Annotated in this window: 18 protein-coding genes; 5 read left to right on the top strand and 13 right to left on the bottom strand. The window is 62.9% G+C overall.

The genetic code is table 11. From position 1 onward, the window contains the following. Positions 1-38: 38 nt before the first annotated feature. Positions 39-482, top strand: coding sequence for a YciI family protein (locus tag JY500_RS10985; protein ID WP_206252278.1), 444 nt, complete (start codon positions 39-41; stop codon positions 480-482). Between the two features lie 257 nt (positions 483-739). Next, a complete protein-coding gene (locus tag JY500_RS10990) occupies positions 740-1,150 on the top strand; it encodes a ProQ/FINO family protein (protein WP_206252280.1) in 411 nt (136 codons plus the stop codon). Positions 1,151-1,291: 141 nt separating this feature from the next. On the opposite strand, the gene JY500_RS10995 is transcribed toward JY500_RS10990, so the two are convergent. Then, positions 1,292-1,810: a cupin domain-containing protein gene (locus JY500_RS10995; protein WP_206252282.1), complete on the bottom strand. Its 519-nt coding sequence runs from the start codon at positions 1,808-1,810 to the stop codon at positions 1,292-1,294. Between the two features lie 477 nt (positions 1,811-2,287). Here JY500_RS10995 and JY500_RS11000 point away from each other — a divergent pair, with 477 nt between their 5' ends. Both JY500_RS11000 and JY500_RS11005 read left to right on the top strand, forming a co-directional pair. Beyond that, positions 2,288-3,541, top strand: a complete 1,254-nt coding sequence (locus JY500_RS11000) for a nitronate monooxygenase (protein WP_206252284.1) — start codon at positions 2,288-2,290, stop codon at positions 3,539-3,541. A 127-nt stretch (positions 3,542-3,668) separates the two neighbouring features. After that, positions 3,669-4,007, top strand: coding sequence for a hypothetical protein (locus JY500_RS11005; RefSeq protein WP_206252286.1), 339 nt, complete (start codon positions 3,669-3,671; stop codon positions 4,005-4,007). Between the two features lie 65 nt (positions 4,008-4,072). Here JY500_RS11005 and JY500_RS11010 read toward each other — a convergent pair whose 3' ends face one another. The 4 genes from JY500_RS11010 to JY500_RS11025 are packed head-to-tail and all read right to left on the bottom strand — an operon-like array spanning position 4,073 to position 8,300. Beyond that, on the bottom strand, positions 4,073-5,881 hold the full coding sequence (locus JY500_RS11010; protein ID WP_206252287.1) for an acyl-CoA dehydrogenase: 1,809 nt from the start codon (positions 5,879-5,881) through the stop codon (positions 4,073-4,075). 44 nt (positions 5,882-5,925) lie between these two features. Continuing rightward, entirely contained in the window at positions 5,926-6,588 is a 663-nt protein-coding gene (locus JY500_RS11015) for an energy-coupling factor ABC transporter permease (protein ID WP_206252296.1), read from the bottom strand. Positions 6,589-6,606: 18 nt separating this feature from the next. Beyond that, positions 6,607-7,539 (bottom strand): electron transfer flavoprotein subunit alpha/FixB family protein, encoded by a 933-nt coding sequence (locus tag JY500_RS11020; protein WP_206252298.1) that lies wholly within the window; start codon positions 7,537-7,539, stop codon positions 6,607-6,609. Between the two features lie 11 nt (positions 7,540-7,550). Continuing rightward, positions 7,551-8,300: an electron transfer flavoprotein subunit beta/FixA family protein gene (locus tag JY500_RS11025; protein WP_206252300.1), complete on the bottom strand. Its 750-nt coding sequence runs from the start codon at positions 8,298-8,300 to the stop codon at positions 7,551-7,553. 177 nt (positions 8,301-8,477) lie between these two features. On the opposite strand from JY500_RS11025, the gene JY500_RS11030 reads away from it, so the two are divergent. Continuing rightward, entirely contained in the window at positions 8,478-9,083 is a 606-nt protein-coding gene (locus JY500_RS11030) for a TetR/AcrR family transcriptional regulator (RefSeq protein WP_206252301.1), read from the top strand. Here JY500_RS11030 and JY500_RS11035 read toward each other — a convergent pair. The 8 genes from JY500_RS11035 to ppx form a co-directional block, all read right to left on the bottom strand. Further along, on the bottom strand, positions 9,070-9,852 hold the full coding sequence (locus tag JY500_RS11035) for a TatD family hydrolase (RefSeq protein WP_206252303.1): 783 nt from the start codon (positions 9,850-9,852) through the stop codon (positions 9,070-9,072). The two genes, JY500_RS11030 and JY500_RS11035, sit on opposite strands and share 14 nt — an antisense overlap. 7 nt (positions 9,853-9,859) lie before the next feature. Continuing rightward, positions 9,860-10,648, bottom strand: coding sequence for an enoyl-CoA hydratase (locus JY500_RS11040; RefSeq protein ID WP_206252305.1), 789 nt, complete (start codon positions 10,646-10,648; stop codon positions 9,860-9,862). Positions 10,649-10,729: 81 nt separating this feature from the next. Then, positions 10,730-12,379: an acyl-CoA synthetase gene (locus JY500_RS11045; RefSeq protein ID WP_172200220.1), complete on the bottom strand. Its 1,650-nt coding sequence runs from the start codon at positions 12,377-12,379 to the stop codon at positions 10,730-10,732. Positions 12,380-12,430: 51 nt separating this feature from the next. Beyond that, positions 12,431-13,033 (bottom strand): ABC-type transport auxiliary lipoprotein family protein, encoded by a 603-nt coding sequence (locus JY500_RS11050; protein WP_206252307.1) that lies wholly within the window; start codon positions 13,031-13,033, stop codon positions 12,431-12,433. Continuing rightward, positions 13,030-13,974, bottom strand: a complete 945-nt coding sequence (locus tag JY500_RS11055) for an MlaD family protein (protein ID WP_206252309.1) — start codon at positions 13,972-13,974, stop codon at positions 13,030-13,032. Before JY500_RS11055 ends, JY500_RS11050 begins: the two co-directional genes overlap by 4 nt. Continuing rightward, positions 13,974-14,753, bottom strand: coding sequence for an ABC transporter ATP-binding protein (locus JY500_RS11060; protein ID WP_172200230.1), 780 nt, complete (start codon positions 14,751-14,753; stop codon positions 13,974-13,976). The genes JY500_RS11055 and JY500_RS11060 overlap by 1 nt, the downstream gene beginning before the upstream one ends. Then, a complete protein-coding gene (locus JY500_RS11065; RefSeq protein WP_206252311.1) occupies positions 14,750-15,865 on the bottom strand; it encodes an MlaE family ABC transporter permease in 1,116 nt (371 codons plus the stop codon). Before JY500_RS11065 ends, JY500_RS11060 begins: the two co-directional genes overlap by 4 nt. Further along, positions 15,858-17,366 carry an exopolyphosphatase gene (gene ppx / locus JY500_RS11070; protein ID WP_172200236.1) on the bottom strand — a complete coding sequence of 503 codons (1,509 nt, stop codon included), beginning with the start codon at positions 17,364-17,366 and terminating at the stop codon, positions 15,858-15,860. The genes JY500_RS11065 and ppx overlap by 8 nt, the downstream gene beginning before the upstream one ends. Positions 17,367-17,394 lie beyond the last annotated feature (28 nt).

The following is a 17,394-nucleotide window of genomic DNA, read 5'->3' on the forward strand; positions in this document are numbered from 1 at the left end:
AGCTTTACCAAGGCCAACCCAGATTCGGAGAGCAATCCATGCGGTTCATCATCACAGCGCAGCAGAGTACGGAGCAGGAAACGACAAAAGAACAGGCAGACTTCGACGTCGAGCTGTTCAAGGCCTACATGCGGTTCAACGAGGACATGCACCAGGCTGGCGTGCTCGTCGCGTCCGAGGGGCTCAATCCTTCGGCGCCGGGCGCCCGCATCGCCGTCGCAAATGGCAAGCGCTACGTTATGGACGGCCCCTTTGCCGAGTCGAAGGAGCTGGTGGGCGGCTTCTACCTCATCGAGGTGCCCTCACTTGAAGAGGCTATCCAGTGGGCGCTGCGAGCGCCGTCCGGCTTTGGGAAGGACGATGTTCTGGAGGTTCGCCAACTTACTGGCGCCGGGGACCTTCCTCCCGAAATACTCTCACTGATCGCCGAAGCCGCGCCGACATGGAGCGCTTCGGCGTGGCAGTCGCGCGACGCGAAGTAGCTGCGTTCGATAGGCGCCGCCTGACACAGCGGCCGCGGCTGGCCGAGGGCATTCGGCAAGCCGTGGCAGCAAACCTGCAAGGTCGCCCGGGCAGGCAGGTGCTGCTACAGCGGAATCAGAACGATCGAACGGCAGCCCCATCTTTGAGAGCCGTCAATCCCACAAGCCGCGCGCCGTTGGGAAATTGAACAACCGGCCGGCAGGCGGTCGCCTTGAGTGATACCCTGCGTCCGGTTTTAACGCATCGTGCCTTTCGAATGACCACTACACCTCAAGTACAGTCGCCCCGGGAAGTGCTGAAGCAGCTCGCCGGCAAGTATCCGGTTTTGCGCAACTGGCAGCCGTTGGCGATCGGAATCGACAAGCAGTTGATCGCACTGCATCCGGAGTTTGCACCGAAGCACCTGCGGACCGCGCTGCTGATCCACACGCGCGCCTTGCCCTACCTTCGCTCGGTCGCGAAGGCGAAAGAACGCTTCGCACTCGATGGCTCAGCTGCAGGCGAGGTCACCGAGCAGCAGCGCGCGCATGCAACGGAACAGATCAAGGAAGTCCAGCGCAAGCGTGCAGAAGCTCGCCGACAGGCCGAGGAAGCAGAGAAGGCCCGCAAGGCCGAGGAACTGCGCCAGCAAAAGCTGCAGATGCTGGTGTCGAAGTTCAGCGGCTAAGCAGGGGCATCAGGGTGTCCGGCCGCCGTCCGGCTAGCGTTTGAATGTGCCGGCACGCAACACCCCGCTTGAGTCACTACGCACCCGCCCCTCCCCGGGCACCATCACCTTGGCCGCAATGGCCCCGGTGATTGGCGGAGGCTATTCGCCATCCCAATAGTTGAGCGAATCACCTGCCCGACCGACGTACACAAACCGCTGTGGCTTGCCGTCAGCACTCGGCGGTAGTTCGGCGAGGACACCAAATTTTCCCGAATCCGGATACTCGGCGATCTCCGGGGAAAGTTTGGTGCTGACCGCCAGGTAACGCAGTTCCTCCGTGCCAGTGTTCGTAATCTGGTGCGCCGCTTCGTTGCCACCCGGCGGACAGGCGATGACGTCACCGGTGCGAATGGCATAGGTGTTCGCGCCAATTCGCACCTCGCCTGAGCCCTGAAGCACGAAGAACATCTCCTCGTTGGCGCGGTGGTTGTGAAACGGGAACGCTCGCTTCCCCGGCGGTACCGCCGTGATGTTGTACCCAAGCTTCTGCGCACCGATCCTCGGGCTGATGTAGGCCATTCGCGCATCGAATTTGTCCGCCGCAGCACCCGTCGGGGCAAATACGGCTGGGCGCGGTTCGAATTCGATGTCAGCAATGTTGATAATGGGTTTCGTCATGGCTGGGCTCCAGAGTGCAGAGTGAGCGGTTGTCGGGGCAAACGGATCGCGCCCCTTCCTTGGCCCGCAGATTTATAGCACCGCCAGTTGTGTTTGGCGCCACGCCGATCCGGCTAGGCGCTCACTGGTTTGCCAGCCCTTGGCGTAACGCGTGCCGCAATGCAGGCCTCTGGTGCCCGTGCACACGAAGCCTGTGCTGCGCGAACTGCCGGCAGGCGCACCACTCTGCTGCCCCGGCAGGCTCGTACGGGTATGTCGCGGCTTCGATAACATTACGGGGCGGCGCCTTCTGACGCGTGACGTCCGTATGGTGCCGAAATCACTCACTGCGGCGGCCTGATTGCACTCTTTCCGAGTACTGTCGCGGCCGTGTCGCAGCTGATCGGTACAATCTCGCCAGGTTCCAACAGAGATATGCCCGCCAAGGGCTGAAAACGCGGGTGCGGCGGCGCACCTCGAATAGCAAAAAGGATGGTCATGAAGTGCGTGGATGATTTTCGTCTCAAATTTGGTCAGCGCGAGGTGGTGCCGATCATCATCGGTGGCATGGGTGTCGACATCTCGTCTGCCGAACTTGCGCTCGAAGCGGCGCGGCTGGGCGGAATCGGCCACATCTCCGATGCAATGGTCCAGACGGTTTCCGACCGCCGCTTCAAGACGAAATTCACGCGCGACAAGCTGCAGCAGTACAAGTACAACGTCGCGAACTCCGACAAGTCCGACGTGCAGTTCAACCTCGCCCAGTTGGCGGAAGCGACCCGCCTGCATGTCGGCTCGACGATGGAGGCCAAGCGCGGCGACGGCATGATCTTCATCAACTGCATGGAGAAGCTGACGATGAACGCGGCGCGCGACACTTTGCGCGTGCGCCTCGCATCGGCTCTCGATGCGGGAATCGATGGCATCACCTTGTCGGCCGGTCTGCACCTTGGCTCATTTGCGCTGATCGAAGATCACCCGCGCTTCCGCGATGCCAAGCTCGGCATCATCGTGTCGTCCTTGCGCGCGCTGCAGCTTTTCCTGCGCAAGAACGCCCGTCTGAATCGCGCGCCGGACTACATCGTGGTGGAAGGCCCGCTCGCTGGCGGCCATCTCGGTTTTGGCCTGACCGACTGGCAAAACTATGATCTGGCAACCATCGTTGCCGAGATCATCGCCTGGCTGCAGAAAGAACAGCTCGATATCCCGGTAATTCCGGCCGGCGGCATCTTTACGGGTTCCGACGCTGTTGGATTCCTCGAAAACGGTGCGGCCGCGGTGCAAGTTGCGACGCGCTTTACCGTCACCGACGAATGCGGTTTGCCGGAAAAGGTGCGTCAGGAATACTTCCGCGCCAGTGAGGCGGATGTGGAGGTAAACGGCGTGTCACCGACCGGGTACCCGATGCGGATGCTGAAGAGCAGCCCCGCCATTGGTGACGGCATTCGCCCGAACTGCGAGGCCTATGGTTATCTGTTGGACGGTGCCGGCTCCTGTGCCTACATTACGTCGTACAACCGCGAGGTCGCTGCACACCCCGGCGCGCGCCAGATCAAGGTGATGGACAAGACCTGTCTCTGCACACAGATGCACAACTTTGACTGCTGGACCTGTGGCCATTACGTGTACCGCCTGAAGGACACGACCAACCGCCTCGCGGACGGCAGCTACCAGGCGCTTTCGGCAGAGCATGTGTTCAAGGACTACCAGTTCAGCAAAGACAACAAGATCGCCCTGCCCGCGCAGCCCTGATCTTCGTCTGCGGTTTGCAGTGTCAAATGGGGCAATAGTTGCCCCATTTGTTTGAACATCGGCCTTGAACTTCCGTCCGTGTCGTGCCGTTATTGCAGTTCCGGCTCGACAACGTACGGAGGCGAAAATGAAAACTGGTGATCCAACCCAGCGTTCCTTCGGCCAGTTGCTCTACCGTTACTTCTGGCCGTTCCAGTACTTTCGCGATGTGACGCGCGGCTCGCAGCTGGAGCAAGTGCAGAACTACCGCTTCAATCGCACGATGCGCCGTTACCTTCCCGGATTCGCGGTGAAGTGGTGTTGTCTATCCGCGCTTTGGTTTGGCGCGGGAGCGCTCTGCGAGACCGCGTTATCGGTCGTTGTGCCCGCCGCCTGCTGCTATCTCACCGCGACCGGCTCGTTCATGGTGGTCGTGCAAGTCGCTGTTGCCTGGGTCTGGCTTACGCATTTTCCCGAACGATTCTGAACCGAAGGCGCAATGAAAAAGGGCGCCGGGGTTGCCAGCGCCCTTGCTGAAAGCACTTTTCCGGGTCAGAACAAGGCTTCGTCGAGCGCCATCGCACCCGCCGCACCGCAGCAGACGGTGTGCGATAGGCCACCAACCTGCGACATCACGTGGTCCGCGAAGAAGCGTGCTGTGATGATCTTGGTGCGGTAGAAGTCGGCATCGCCTTCGCCCGCCTCCAGTTTGCGCTGGGCAATCACCGCGGCGCGAGCCATCTGCCAACCGCCGCAAACGATACCCATCAGCTTGAGCATCGGCACTGCGGCGACGTGAGCGGCCTTGATATCGGTGCCAAAGGTCGCAAGCACATACTCAACCGCTTGCTCTGCCGCCGTAACGCTGTCCGCCAACGCCTTGCGGATAACCGCGAGGTGCTCGCCCTGGCTGCCTGCCGCGGCTTCCGCCAACTGGCCGTCGAGCCGGCGCATCATGCCGATCACTGCCTTCGCGGTGATCCCGCCTTCACGCGCCATCTTGCGGCCGATGAGGTCGTTCGCCTGAATGCCCGTGGTGCCTTCGTAGATCGCGGAAATTCGGGCGTCGCGCAAATACTGTGCTGCACCGGTTTCCTCGATGTAGCCCATGCCACCGTGCACCTGTACGCCGAGCGAGGCCATCTCGATACCGGTTTCAGTGCACCAGCCCTTCACGATCGGAATCATGAAGTCGGCAAACGCCTGCGCCTTGGCACGCTCGGCCGCGTCAGCATGGCAGTGCGCGGTATCCAGTGCCGCTGCAGTCACGTAAGCAATGGCTCGCATCGCTTCCACATGCGACTTCATCGTCATCAGCATGCGGCGGATATCCGGATGCTTGATGATCGCGACCTTGCCGCCACCCTTCACGCCCAACTCCGTGCCCTGTGTCCGCTCGCGCGCGTACTGCACCGCCTTCTGGTAGGCACGCTCGCTGATCGCGAGCCCTTCAAGGCCAACCGAGAAGCGCGCTTCGTTCATCATGATGAACATGTACTCGAGGCCGCGATTGGCTTCGCCAACCAGATAGCCAACCGCGCCGCCCTTGTCGCCGTACGACATCACGCAGGTCGGGCTGCCGTGGATGCCCAGCTTGTGCTCGATCGACACGCAATGCACGTCGTTGCGTGCCCCCAGCGAGCCGTCGTCGTTCACCATGAACTTCGGCACCACGAACAGTGAAATGCCCTTCACCCCCTCTGGCGCGTCCGGCAAGCGGGCGAGCACCAGGTGGATGATGTTCTCGGTCATGTCGTGCTCACCGTAGGTGATGAAGATCTTCTGACCGGAAATCAGATAGCTACCATCGGCTTGCGGCACCGCTTTGCTGCGCACGGCGGCAAGGTCGGAGCCGGCCTGCGGCTCGGTGAGGTTCATCGTGCCGGTCCAGACGCCGGCGACCATCTTGTCGAGGAACTTCGCCTTTAGCTCATCCGAACCGCGCAGCACGAGCGCTTCGATTGCGCCTTGCGTCAGCATCGGCCCCAGCGAGAACGCAAGGTTGGCCGACTTGAACATTTCGGACACCGGCGTGGATGCGAGTTTGGGTAGTCCTTGGCCGCCGAACTCGACAGGGCAACCGATCGCCGTCCAGCCGCCCTCGGCGAACTGCTGGTAGGCGTCCTTCCAGCCTGGGGCGGTCGTGACGGTGCCGGCATCCCACTTGGCGCCGTTGCGGTCGCCGACGACGTTGAGCGGTGCGAGCACGCCGGCGGCGAACTTGCCGCCCTCCTCCATGATTGCGTCGACCAGATCAGGTGTTGCTTCCTCGCAGCCGGGCATGCTGGAGAGTTCCCCCAAACCAGCAAGCTCGTTGAGAACAAACTGCATATCGCGGATCGGTGCAGTGTACTGGCTCATAAATCACTCCCCCCAAAAAACACCGCGGCGAACTGCCGCGCAGATCATTTGTCCAACAGATAGCGGCGATCGTCGAAGCTCGCGACCCAGCCGGGGCAAAAGACCACCAGCAAGGTTGCCGCCATGCCGCTTAGCCACGCCTCGGCGAAACCAAGCAGCAGGAAATAAGGCAGATAGTCTTCGAGGATCCGTCCGATCGCAGCGCCCCCCAGCGCCTGAACCAGACTTGCGCCCACACCAACAGCCAGCATGCACGCGGCTGACACCGCACATGCGTTGGCAAATATGAAAACAAACAGGTGGTTCGGCAGCCGTGCTTGCAGCAGCCGATCCGCCACATGGCTCAACCAGGCGGGCAGCACGCCGAGCAAGACAAAGTTGAAGGGCCAGGCCGCCAGCTCGGTCGACGTGCCGATCGCGGAAGCGAGGCTGCCGATGGCGATCGCGAAGATTGCCCGTGCGCGGCCAAACGTGAGGACGGCAACCGTTACGCCGAGAAGATGCAGGCGAAACCCCGGCGCCAGATTGGCTTTGAGGCTCCAAAGCAACATCAGCATGACCGCCGCCCCAAGCAAGCGCCCGAGTACCGGCCCGCTAATCAGTGTTCGCCATTCCGCCTGCCGCGCCTCGTAAATCAGCGCGGCAAGGGCCAGCACACCGCCGGCCCAAGCCAGCCCGCCAGGGAGGGTGTCGAGGCTGAAATCCACCGCCCCTCCCTGCCGCGATTAGTTGATGGCCGCGGTGAGCTGGGGCACCAGCTCGAACAGGTCACCCACCAAGCCGTAGTCCGCAACCTGGAAGATCGGGGCGTCCGGATCCTTGTTGATCGCGACGATCACCTTGGAATCCTTCATGCCGGCGAGGTGCTGGATCGCGCCCGAGATGCCGATGGCCAGATAGAGCTGCGGCGCGACAACCTTGCCGGTCTGGCCGACCTGGTAGTCATTCGGCACATAACCGGCGTCCACCGCGGCGCGAGAGGCGCCCATAGCAGCGCCAAGCTTGTCTGCAAGCGGCTCCAGCACGGCGTGGTAGTTCTCGCCGCTGCCAAGGCCGCGGCCACCCGAAACGATGATCTTCGCCGCACCAAGTTCCGGCCGCGCGCTAACCGTAAGCTCGCGCCCCACCAGCTTCGCGACGCCGAGATCCGCACCGGCCGCAATCGCCTCGATCGGCGCCGAAGCGCCAGTCGCAGCGGCGTCGAACGCCGCTGTCCGCACCGTGATCACCTTGGTCGCATCACTGCTCTGTACCGTCGCCAGTGCGTTGCCGGCGTAAATCGGGCGAACGAAGGTGTCGGCCGATTCCACCGCTATGATGTCCGATATCTGGGCGACATCCAGCAGTGCTGCGACGCGTGGCATGAAGTTCTTGCCGAAGGTCGTAGCCGGTGCCAGTACATGGCTGCGCCCCTCAGCCTGCGCGACGACCAGCGCAGCGAGGTTCTCGGCGAGCTGATCCGCATAGTGTGGCGCATCGGCAAGCAATACCTTGCTCACGCCGGCCACCTGCGAGGCCGCTTGCGCGGCGGCGCCGGCGTTGTGCCCGGCCACGAGCACATGGATATCGCCACCGATTGCGGCAGCCGCCGTGATCGTGTTGAGCGTGGAAGCCTTGAGCGAAGCGTTGTCGTGTTCTGCAATTACCAGGATCGTCATGCTCGGGCTCCTCACAGTACCTTGGCTTCGTTCTTCAGCTTGGCGACCAGTTCCTGCACATCGGCCACCTTCACACCGCTCGCGCGCTTCGGCGGTTCTGCCACCTTCAACGTCTTGAGGCGCGGCGCCGGGTCGACGCCCAGATCAGCCGGCTTCAGCGTATCGAGCGGTTTCTTTTTGGCCTTCATGATGTTCGGCAGCGTCGCGTAGCGCGGTTCGTTCAGGCGCAGATCAGTCGTCACGATTGCCGGCAGCGCAATTTCAACGGTCTCCAGACCGCCGTCGATTTCGCGCATCACCACTGCGCGGCCATCAGTGATCTGTACTTTCGATGCGAAGGTGGCTTGCGGCCAGCCAAGCAGCGCGGCGAGCATCTGCCCGACCTGGTTCGCATCGTCATCGATCGCCTGCTTGCCGAGGATGACCAGCTGCGGCTGTTCGCGCTCAACAACAGCCTTAAGGAGTTTGGCAACCGCGAGGGGTTGGAGTTCGACGTCACTTTCGACGAGAATCGCGCGGTCGACACCAATCGCCATCGCCGTGCGCAGGGTTTCCTGGCTCGCGGCGGTGCCGCACGACACGGCCACGGTTTCGGTTGCGATGCCACCTTCGCGCAAGCGAACGGCTTCCTCGACTGCTATCTCGTCGAACGGGTTCATCGACATCTTGACGTTGGCGAGTTCAACGCCGGTGCCGTCGGATTTGACGCGCACCTTGACGTTGTAATCAACGACTCGCTTCACCGGAACAAGGATCTTCAACTCAATCTCCTTCAATCGGATGCGGGATTGGCGCCAGCGGCGCAAAGCACGTCATTATCGCGCCTCCCGGCCAGAACATTGACAGTGTCGGTCTTGGGCCGGACAATCACCCATACGTTCGCGTATGGTTAGCCATACGGTAACGTATGGCCTTTCCCCCTGTCAATCGCGAAAGCAATGGAAAAGACACCCCCGAAATCGCGCGCCTCGGCCGCCACCCGCCCTCCACTTGACCGCAAGGCGTGGATCCAAGCCGCAACCGATGCGCTCGCCGAGGAAGGCCTCGCAGGTTTGCGCGTTGAAGTGCTCGCCAAACGCTGTGGCGTCACCAAGGGCAGCTTCTATTGGCACTTCCGCGATCGGCAGGAGTTGCTCGACGAAGTGCTGAACCTCTGGAAGGAGGGCCGCATCCGCGACGTCAGCAAGCAGGCGCGTGGCGAACCAGGCAAACCCTTGGAACAACTCGTGCGCGTGATCGACGTCTATTCCTCGTCGCGCAACCGCCGAGGCATCCAGATCGAACTGGCGGTACGCGACTGGGCGCGTCGCGATCCGAAGGCCGCCAAGGCCGTTGAGGAAGTCGATCAATGGCGCCTCAAGCTAGGCAAGGATCTGTTCATCGCTTCGGGCATGGAGGCTCGGGAAGCCGCGAGCCGCTCACTGCTGCTTTACGCCTACTCGTTCGGCCTCAGCCTGATGATCTACGAGCACTTCGATGGCGACGTCGGCGCACTGCGCGCGCAGATAGCCGACTTCATCGCCCGCGGCGCTACGCCCGCCTGAGGTAGCGTTCGAGACCGGGCAGCGCTTCGCAAGCGTTACGCCCGGTCTGATCGATAATCTTTTCGACCGGCTCATTGCGCAGTTCAGCCAGAACCGCGGCGTAGCGCACCAACTCTGCAGGCAGCGAAGGCCCTTGGGGGCGCCAGGCCGGCGGAATGTCAGGCCCGTCGGTTTCCAGTACGATCGATTCCAGCGGCAGTGAGGCCGCCAGCGCGCGTATGCGGGTCGATCCGCTGTAGGTCATCGCGCCGCCGAAGCCGAGCTTGAACCCGAGCTTGATGAACGTATCCGCCTGCTGCCGGCTGCCGTTGAATGCATGCGCAATCCCGCCGCGAACGCGGATACGGCGCAAGTGCTTGAGCACATCGTCCAGCGCGCGCCGCACATGTAACAGAACCGGTAGATCGAACTCTCTCGCCATCACCAGCTGGGCCGCATACACGGCTTGCTGGCGTTCTTGGTCCAATCCCTCGACGAAGTAGTCGAGCCCGATTTCCCCCACGGCAATCGGTCGATGATTGCCAAGCTGGGTTTTCAGTAATGCAAGCGAGTCGTCACCCACACGATCAATGTAGAGGGGATGGAATCCATAGGCCACCGCTATATCGTCGGCCTCGCTGGCCAAGCGCGACACCACAGGCAAATTGGCCGGTTCAACCGCGGGCAGTACGAATGACTGCACGCCCGCATCGCGCGCTGAGTCCATCACCGCCTGCAGCCCAGACGCGTATTCCACCGCGTCGAGATGGATATGCGTATCGATCAGCACGCGGTGCTCAGCGCCCCTGCCAAACGGGCGGCCGCTTCGCGATAAAGGCGTCGATGCCTTCGGCGGCGTCCTCGGCCATCATGTTGCAGGCCATTGTCTCGCCAGCGACCTGGTAGGCCGCTTCGATGCCCATTTCCAGCTGGCGGTAGAACAAGCGTTTGCCGATGGCGATCGCGTGGGGGCTCTTCGCGCAGATCGACTGGGCGAGTCGCGCAATTTCCTGATCCAGCGCATCCGCGGGTACGGCACGATTGATCAACCCAGCCTGGCTCGCGGCTGCGGCATCGATGAAGTCGCCGGTCACCAGCATCTCGAACGCACGCTTGCGACCGACATTGCGCGAGAGCCCAACCGCCGGCGTGCTGCAGAACAAACCCACGTTGATGCCGGACACCGCAAAGCGGGCCGTATCCGCCGCAACCGCAAGGTCGCACATCGATACCAGCTGACAGCCGGCTGCGGTGGCAATGCCGTGCACGCGCGCAATGACCGGCTGAGGCAAAGCCAGCAAGCTCGTCATCAACTTGCCGCAGCGGGAGAACAGCGCCTGCTGGAAAGCCTTGCTCGGGTTGGCGCGCATTTCCTTGAGGTCGTGCCCAGCGCAAAACGCCTTGCCGGCCGCCGCCAACACGACAACGCGGATCGCGCGGTCTTCGGCAACCGCTTTTAGCGCGTCGGCCAGCGCTCCGATCATTGCCGATGACAGCGCGTTGTATTGGCCAGGCCGATTGAGGGTCAGCGTTGCGACGCCAGCTTCGTCCTGGCGCAGAACATAGGCTTCGGATTCAGTACTCATCGATCCATCCTCAAGACAGTCTTGCCAACGCTGGCGGAGATCGGCCGAAAGCGCTGTCTGTTCAGTGACAGCGCTGCGCCGTCATTCGATCGCATCCGTCGATTTGGCGCGTTGCCGCAGCACGTACTTCTGGATCTTGCCGGTCGAGGTCTTCGGCAGTTCGCCAAAGATGATGCGTTTCGGGGCTTTGAAACGCGCCATGCGTTCTCGACAGAAGTCGATCAACGTCGCCTCGTCGACCCGCGCATCCTCGCGCAGCTCCACAAAGGCGCACGGCACCTCGCCCCATTTGTCATCGGGCACGGCCACCACAGCAGCGGCCATCACCGCCGGGTGCTTGTAGAGCACATCCTCCACCTCGATTGACGAGATGTTCTCGCCACCTGAAATGATGATGTCCTTCGAGCGATCCTTGATCTTCACGTAGCCATCGGGCTGCATCACGGCAAGATCGCCGGTGTGATACCAGCCACCGTGGAATGCCTCTTCCGTCGCCTTTGGATTGCGCAGGTAACCCTTCATGACGAGGTTGCCGCGAAACATGATTTCACCCATCGTCTCGCCATCGCGCGGCACGGGCGTCATGGTCAACGGATCGATCACCTCGATTGCCTCCTGAGCGTGATAGCGCACACCTTGGCGACCGTTCAGGCGCACCTGCTCATCCAGTGGCAGATCGGCCCATTCGGTGTGCTTGGCGCAGACCGATGCCGGGCCATAGGTCTCGGTCAGACCATACACATGAGTGACATCGAAACCGATCCGCGCCATGCCTTCAATCACTGCCGCCGGCGGTGGCGCCGCTGCGACAAGCCCCGCCACCGGGTGATCGATACCGTCACGCCAGCTTGCGGGTGCGTTCGCCAGCATCGAATGAACGATCGGTGCGCCGCAGTAGTGGGTCACGCGCTCCTGGCGAATCGCATCGAAGATCAACCTGGCGTCGACGCGGCGCAGGCACACATTTGTTCCGCAATTGGCGGCCATGGTCCACGCGAAGCACCAGCCATTGCAGTGGAACATCGGCAGCGTCCAAAGATAGACCGACTGCGGCGGCATACCCCAGGAGACAATGTTCGACATGGCATTCAGATAAGCGCCGCGGTGGTGATACACCACGCCTTTCGGATTGCCAGTGGTGCCCGAGGTGTAGTTCAAGGAGATTGCATCCCACTCGTCCTCGGGATAGACCAAGGGTTCGCCCGCGGCGCCTTCAGCAAGGAGGCTCTCATAGTCCAGGCTGCCGATCGCCTCGCCAATACCCTGGTACTCGCTGTCGAGCACATCGATGACGAGCAGCTCAGGGCGATTCGCCAGCCGGACGGCCTCACGCACGGTCGCCGAGTATTCGCGGTCGGTGAGCAGCACGCGCGCCTCGGCATGGTTCAGGATGAACGCGATCGCTTCGGCATCAAGGCGAGTGTTGATGGTGTTGAGCACCGCACCGGCACCCGGCACGCCGAAGTGGCACTCGTACATCTCGGGCGTGTTGTTGAGGACTACCGCGACGGTGTCGCTCTTGCCGATCCCGCGGCGGCGCAGCGCGGAAGCCAGCCGGCGTGCCCGTGCTTGGGTCTCTGCCCAGCTGTAGCGGCGTTTGCCGTGCACCACCGCGACGCGATCCGGATAGATCGACGCAGCGCGTTCAAGAAAGGTCAGCGGCGTGAGTGCAACATGATTTGCCGCGCATTGATCGAGCCCGCTCGCGTACGGGCTGCCAGGTCGTTCCATGAATCCCCCCGGATCTGATCGCTCCTCCCCCGAAGACGCGATCGTGTTTGACTATCCTGCCGTGCAGCGCCTCGCATCCTGTGTGGCGAGCCACCGCGCCGCCTGTCTGCCGACCATCTCGCTTGCACCGCGCAGGGCTTGCGCCCCTCCGCTTGCATCTGCACTCGGCGCGGCCAGGCGTGCCTCAAACGGCGTTTGCGCAAGCACTTCGTCGGCCCGCTCACCGATCAGCAAGAAGCTGCCGGCGATATAACCCGCGCTGCTGCCATCACGCGCGAACACCTGCACGAACTCGTCGAGCCGAAGCGTCAGCTTGCAGCGTGACGGTTGTGTCGGCCCGCTCAACATGCGCGACACCACGCCCTCAAGCAGCTGTGCCGGTGTCGCCGACCACCGATTGTCAGCATAGTTGAGGCGCCGCGTGGTTTGGTCTTCGGCATAGCGGTATTGCATCGCAAGGCCGCCCAGCGCAGCGTTGCCCAGCACTTCCACGCGGCGCAATGGCAGCGGACTCGGCGCGCTACCGGCAAGGACCGGCAACCCAAGGTCGTGAACAGCGGACGGCCCCGTCTCAGCCGGCAGCGATGTGCAGGCAGCAAGGGCCAGTACGGGAAATACGAAGCCGAGGAACTTGCGCATGGTCAGTATCTTCATGGTCTTGCGGGCGGGCTGTAGCCGCGTTCGCCCGGGCCCGGCGTCGGGTGCGGGCGTCCGAACACGATGGACTGCGGATTGCGCTCCAGCGTGTTGATCAGTGCGGACAGTTCGCCGCTCGTGCGACGCAGGTCATCCAGCGTCTGGCCCAACTGGCCGCCGCCGTCAGCGATCAACCGGGTCTGCACGTCGCTGCCGAGCGCCTCCCAGCGTGAGGTCAGGCTCTGCAGGCCACTCAAGGTGGTGCGCAAGGTCGCCATCGTTTGCGGCAGCTCGCCCGTTGTGCGCTCCAGATTGCCAAGCGTGCGGTCGAGCTTATCCGAGTCGAAGCGCGCGACGACGTTGTCGGCGTGCTCAACGAGTTGCGGCACTTTGGCGAGCGCCTCGTCGAGATGCTTGGTTGTCGCCGCGATGTTGGCGAGACTTTGCTTCAGGTTCCCGCGATTGGTGTCATCCAGCACCAGGGTCAGCCGGTCCGCGACATCGCGGATACGGTTCAAGGCGTTGATCGCCGCTTCCACGGTGTTGGTGTTCGACGGATCGAGTGCAATGCGCGGCAATTCACCCGGCGGCGCCTCCAAGGGGCGCGGGTCGCTGCCGTCGTCTTCAAGCTGGACGTAGATGAAGCCGGTGAGCCCCTGCGTCGCCAATCGCGCGCGGGTTGCATGGGACAACTGCAGGCTGGCGTCGAGCCGCAGGCGGATCAGGATCCGGCGAGGCGTTGAAGGGTCAAGATCAATATCCGTCACGCGCCCCGCACGAATGCCGCGAAAGCGCACTGCCGCTTGCTCGTTGAGGCTGCCGACGCTGCCATCCGTGTAGAGATACACGTCGTAAGTGCGTTCGGTGCGGCCGGCAAACCACCAGAAGGCAGTCGCGGTAGCGAGGCCCAGGATGATCGTGAACAGCCCGACCGCCAGCGCATAGGCGCGGTTTTCCATCAGTCAGTACCCTTGCCGCGGCGCAAGGCATGCATGCTGCGCTCGCTGAGGAAGAAGCGTTGGATGAACGGATGATCGACTTGCACCACCTCGTCCAGCGACCCGGTGGCGAGTATACGTCCCTCGGCCAGCACGGCCAGTCGATTGGCGAGTGCAGCAAGGGTATCCAGATCGTGCGTAACGAAAACAACAGTCAGGTTGAGCGCCTGATGCAGCGTGCGGATCAGTGTGACGAAGGCCGCTGAGCGATCCGGATCGAGGCCGGCGGTCGGCTCGTCGAGCAACAGCAACTCAGGGTCAAGCGCCAAGGCACGCGCCAGGGCGATGCGTTTGATCATGCCGCCAGAGAGTTCCGCGGGCATCCGCCAGGCCGCATCGCGGTCGATCTCGACCATGCCCAGCTTGGTGAACACCAGGTCACGGATCTCCGACTCGGGCAGGCAGCGCATCTCACGCAGCGGGAACGCGATGTTGTCGAACACGTTCAACGCTGAGAACAGTGCGCCATGCTGGAACAGCATGCCGAACCGGCGCCGCCGCGCGGCAAGTTCATCGCGGTCCCCGTCGTGCAAGGATTCGCCGAACAGCTTGATCTCGCCCTCGGTCGGGGCCAGCAGGCCGACAATCTGGCGCAGCATGGTGGTCTTGCCGCTGCCGGAGCCGCCAACCAAGGCCAGTAATTCCCCGCGCTGTACGGTGAGGTCGACGCCACGCAGCACCCAGTGACGGCCGAACCGCGTTCCGATGCCGCAGAGTTCAACAGGCGGTGCGCTGATCATCCGCGCCCCAGCCCAACGTTGCGCGTGGCCAACGCGAACACCGCATCGAGCAGGATCACCAGTGTGATCGCCGCCACAACCGATCGCGTCGTATTGCCAGAAAGGCTCTCGGTGTTCGGTTCGACGCGCAGCCCGAAGTGGCAAGCCACCAGGGCGATCGTCATGCCGAACACGACGCCCTTGGAAATGGCGATCCAAAGGTTCGGCAGCGGAACCGCGCGCGGCAGGTTCGCGATGAAGAACTGGAAGTCCAAGCCAAGCTCGAAATAGGCCGCAATCATGCCGCCGGCCAGCGCGATCGCGCAGGTCCATGCCACCAGCAGCGGCATCGCAACGCCCAGCGCGACGACCTTCGGGAACACCAGACGCAGGTGACGCGGTACGCCCATGGTCGCCAGCGCGTCGATTTCCTCCGTCACCCGCATGGTGCCGAGCTGGGCGGTCATCGCCGAACCCGAGCGCCCCGCCACCAGGACCGCAACAAGCACCGGCCCGAGTTCCCGGATCACGCCGATGCCCAACACATCGACGATGAAGGCTTCGGCGCCAAAGCGCTTGAGTTGCAATGCGAACAGGTAGCTCAGCACCACGCCGATCAGGAATGCGACCAGGGCAGTCACCGGCATCGCTCGTACCCCAGCCTTGTGCAAGTTAGCCGAAATCTCGAGCCAGGGAATCCGTCGCGGCGTGCGCAAGACGTAGAGGCACTCGATGACCAATTGCCCCAGCAAGGCAACGAAACTCGCGAGGTGCGACGCAAAGGTCATTGCCAGCACCCCGGTCGCCACGACCCAGGCAAGGGGATCGCGCTTTGGCCGCGCAGCGGGCGCCTCGGCAACGTGCTGATGGAGTCGTTCAAATAGGGCCTGGTACTCCGGCGGGATTGACGACGCGGCCGGGATCGCCCGTTTCCACGCTCGCCACAAGAGCAGGGCGCCGTAGGTATCCAGCGCGACGACCTCTTGGAGATCCCAAACCGCTTCGCGTGGCGCTTTCGCGATGGCGGCCCGCAGCCCTTGCGGGGCACGCGCCAGCGTCGCCAGCGTCCAACACCCTGCGAGTCGGACCCCCTGCTCGGTCTGGGCGAGCGTCGGCTTGGCGCGCTCAGGCATCGCGCTTCCCGGTTGGCCCACGACCGACACGCAGGCGGACCGGCATGCCGCAGGCCTCCCATTGCGCCCCCTCCTCCTCAAGCAAGGCAGCGGTCAGTGGACGATCCTGCAGATCGGCAGCCGAGGCGGACAATTGGAAGCCCTTGCGCGAGGCGGTCACGACAAGCTCTGGTGCGGGAGTGAGGTCACGCGTGCGATGCAGGATGAAGGCCACCCGCAGGCATAGCATCAGCATCCAGTCCGTTTCAGTTGGCCCGAGGGGCAATACCCGCTCAAGCTTCCCGCGATGTCCGAGGGCGAGACAGGCCAGCCGCGCCTGATCCTTGCGCGAGAAGCCCGGCATGTCGGCGTTGGCGAGGATGTACGCGCTGTGCTTGTGGTAGCTCGAATGCGCAACCGAAAGGCCCACTTCATGCAGCCGTGCCGCCCAGTTGAGGAAACGGCGATCGATATGGTCCGGGTCCGCTGCCGCGGGCATTGCCTGGATCAGCAACTTGCAGGCGGTATCCGCAACACGTAGCGCCTGGGCCGCGTCGACCTCGTGCCGACGCATGAAGGTCTCGACGGTGGCATCGCGCAGATCGTGGTGGGTATAGCGGCCGATCAGGTCGTGCAGCACGCCTTGCCGCAGTGCACCGTCGCAGAAGGTAATCCTGTCGAGATCCAATGCCTCCATCGCAGCAGACATGATCGCGAAACCGCCCGGCAGCACCGGCAGACGGTCTGCCCGCACGCCTGCAATGGCCAGGCGATTTACATTGCCTGCCTTGATCAGTTCATTGCGCAGCTTGGCGATGCCATCGCGGGTGATGCCACCCTCGGAGAAATGGTTCAGTTCGAGGATTTCGGCGATTGCTTTCGCGCTACCGCTGGAAGCAATCGCGAACTCCCAACCGACTTCTCGATAGGTGCGGGAAATGGTTTCCAGCTCACGCATTGCAGCAATTTCGGCGGCACGCAGCCCGGCCTTGTCGATGCGCCCGTCGGGAAAGAAGCGCAAGCTGTAGCTCACGCAGCCCATGTAGAGCGACTCGAGCACGATTGGTTGCAAGCCACGCCCGATGATGAATTCGGTCGAACCGCCGCCAATATCGAACACCAATTGCTTGCGGCCCGGATCGGGCAAGGTGTGCACCACGCCGAGATAGATCAGGCGGGCTTCTTCACGACCGGAGATCACTTCGATCGGGAACCCGAGTGCCTTCTCGGCCTGCTCCAGAAAACTCGTGGCGTTCTTCGCGACACGCAGGGTGTTGGTCGCAACAGCGCGCACTTCTTCCGGTTGGAAGCCCCGCAGACGTTCACCGAATTTCCGCAACGCCGTCAGGCCGCGCGCTTGCGACGCGATGTCGAGATGCTTGTCGGCGGACAGCCCGGCAGCAAGGCGCACTGGTTCCTTGAGGTTATCGAGCGCAAAGATCTGGTCTCCGACGACGCGGCCGACAATCAAGCGAAAGCTGTTTGAGCCCAGGTCGACTGCAGCGATAAGCTCGTGTTTCATATGTTTTGCCACCAAGGCGGTTGGAGCT

The organism is Niveibacterium microcysteis (assembly GCF_017161445.1).
GTDB lineage: Bacteria > Pseudomonadota > Gammaproteobacteria > Burkholderiales > Rhodocyclaceae > Niveibacterium > Niveibacterium microcysteis.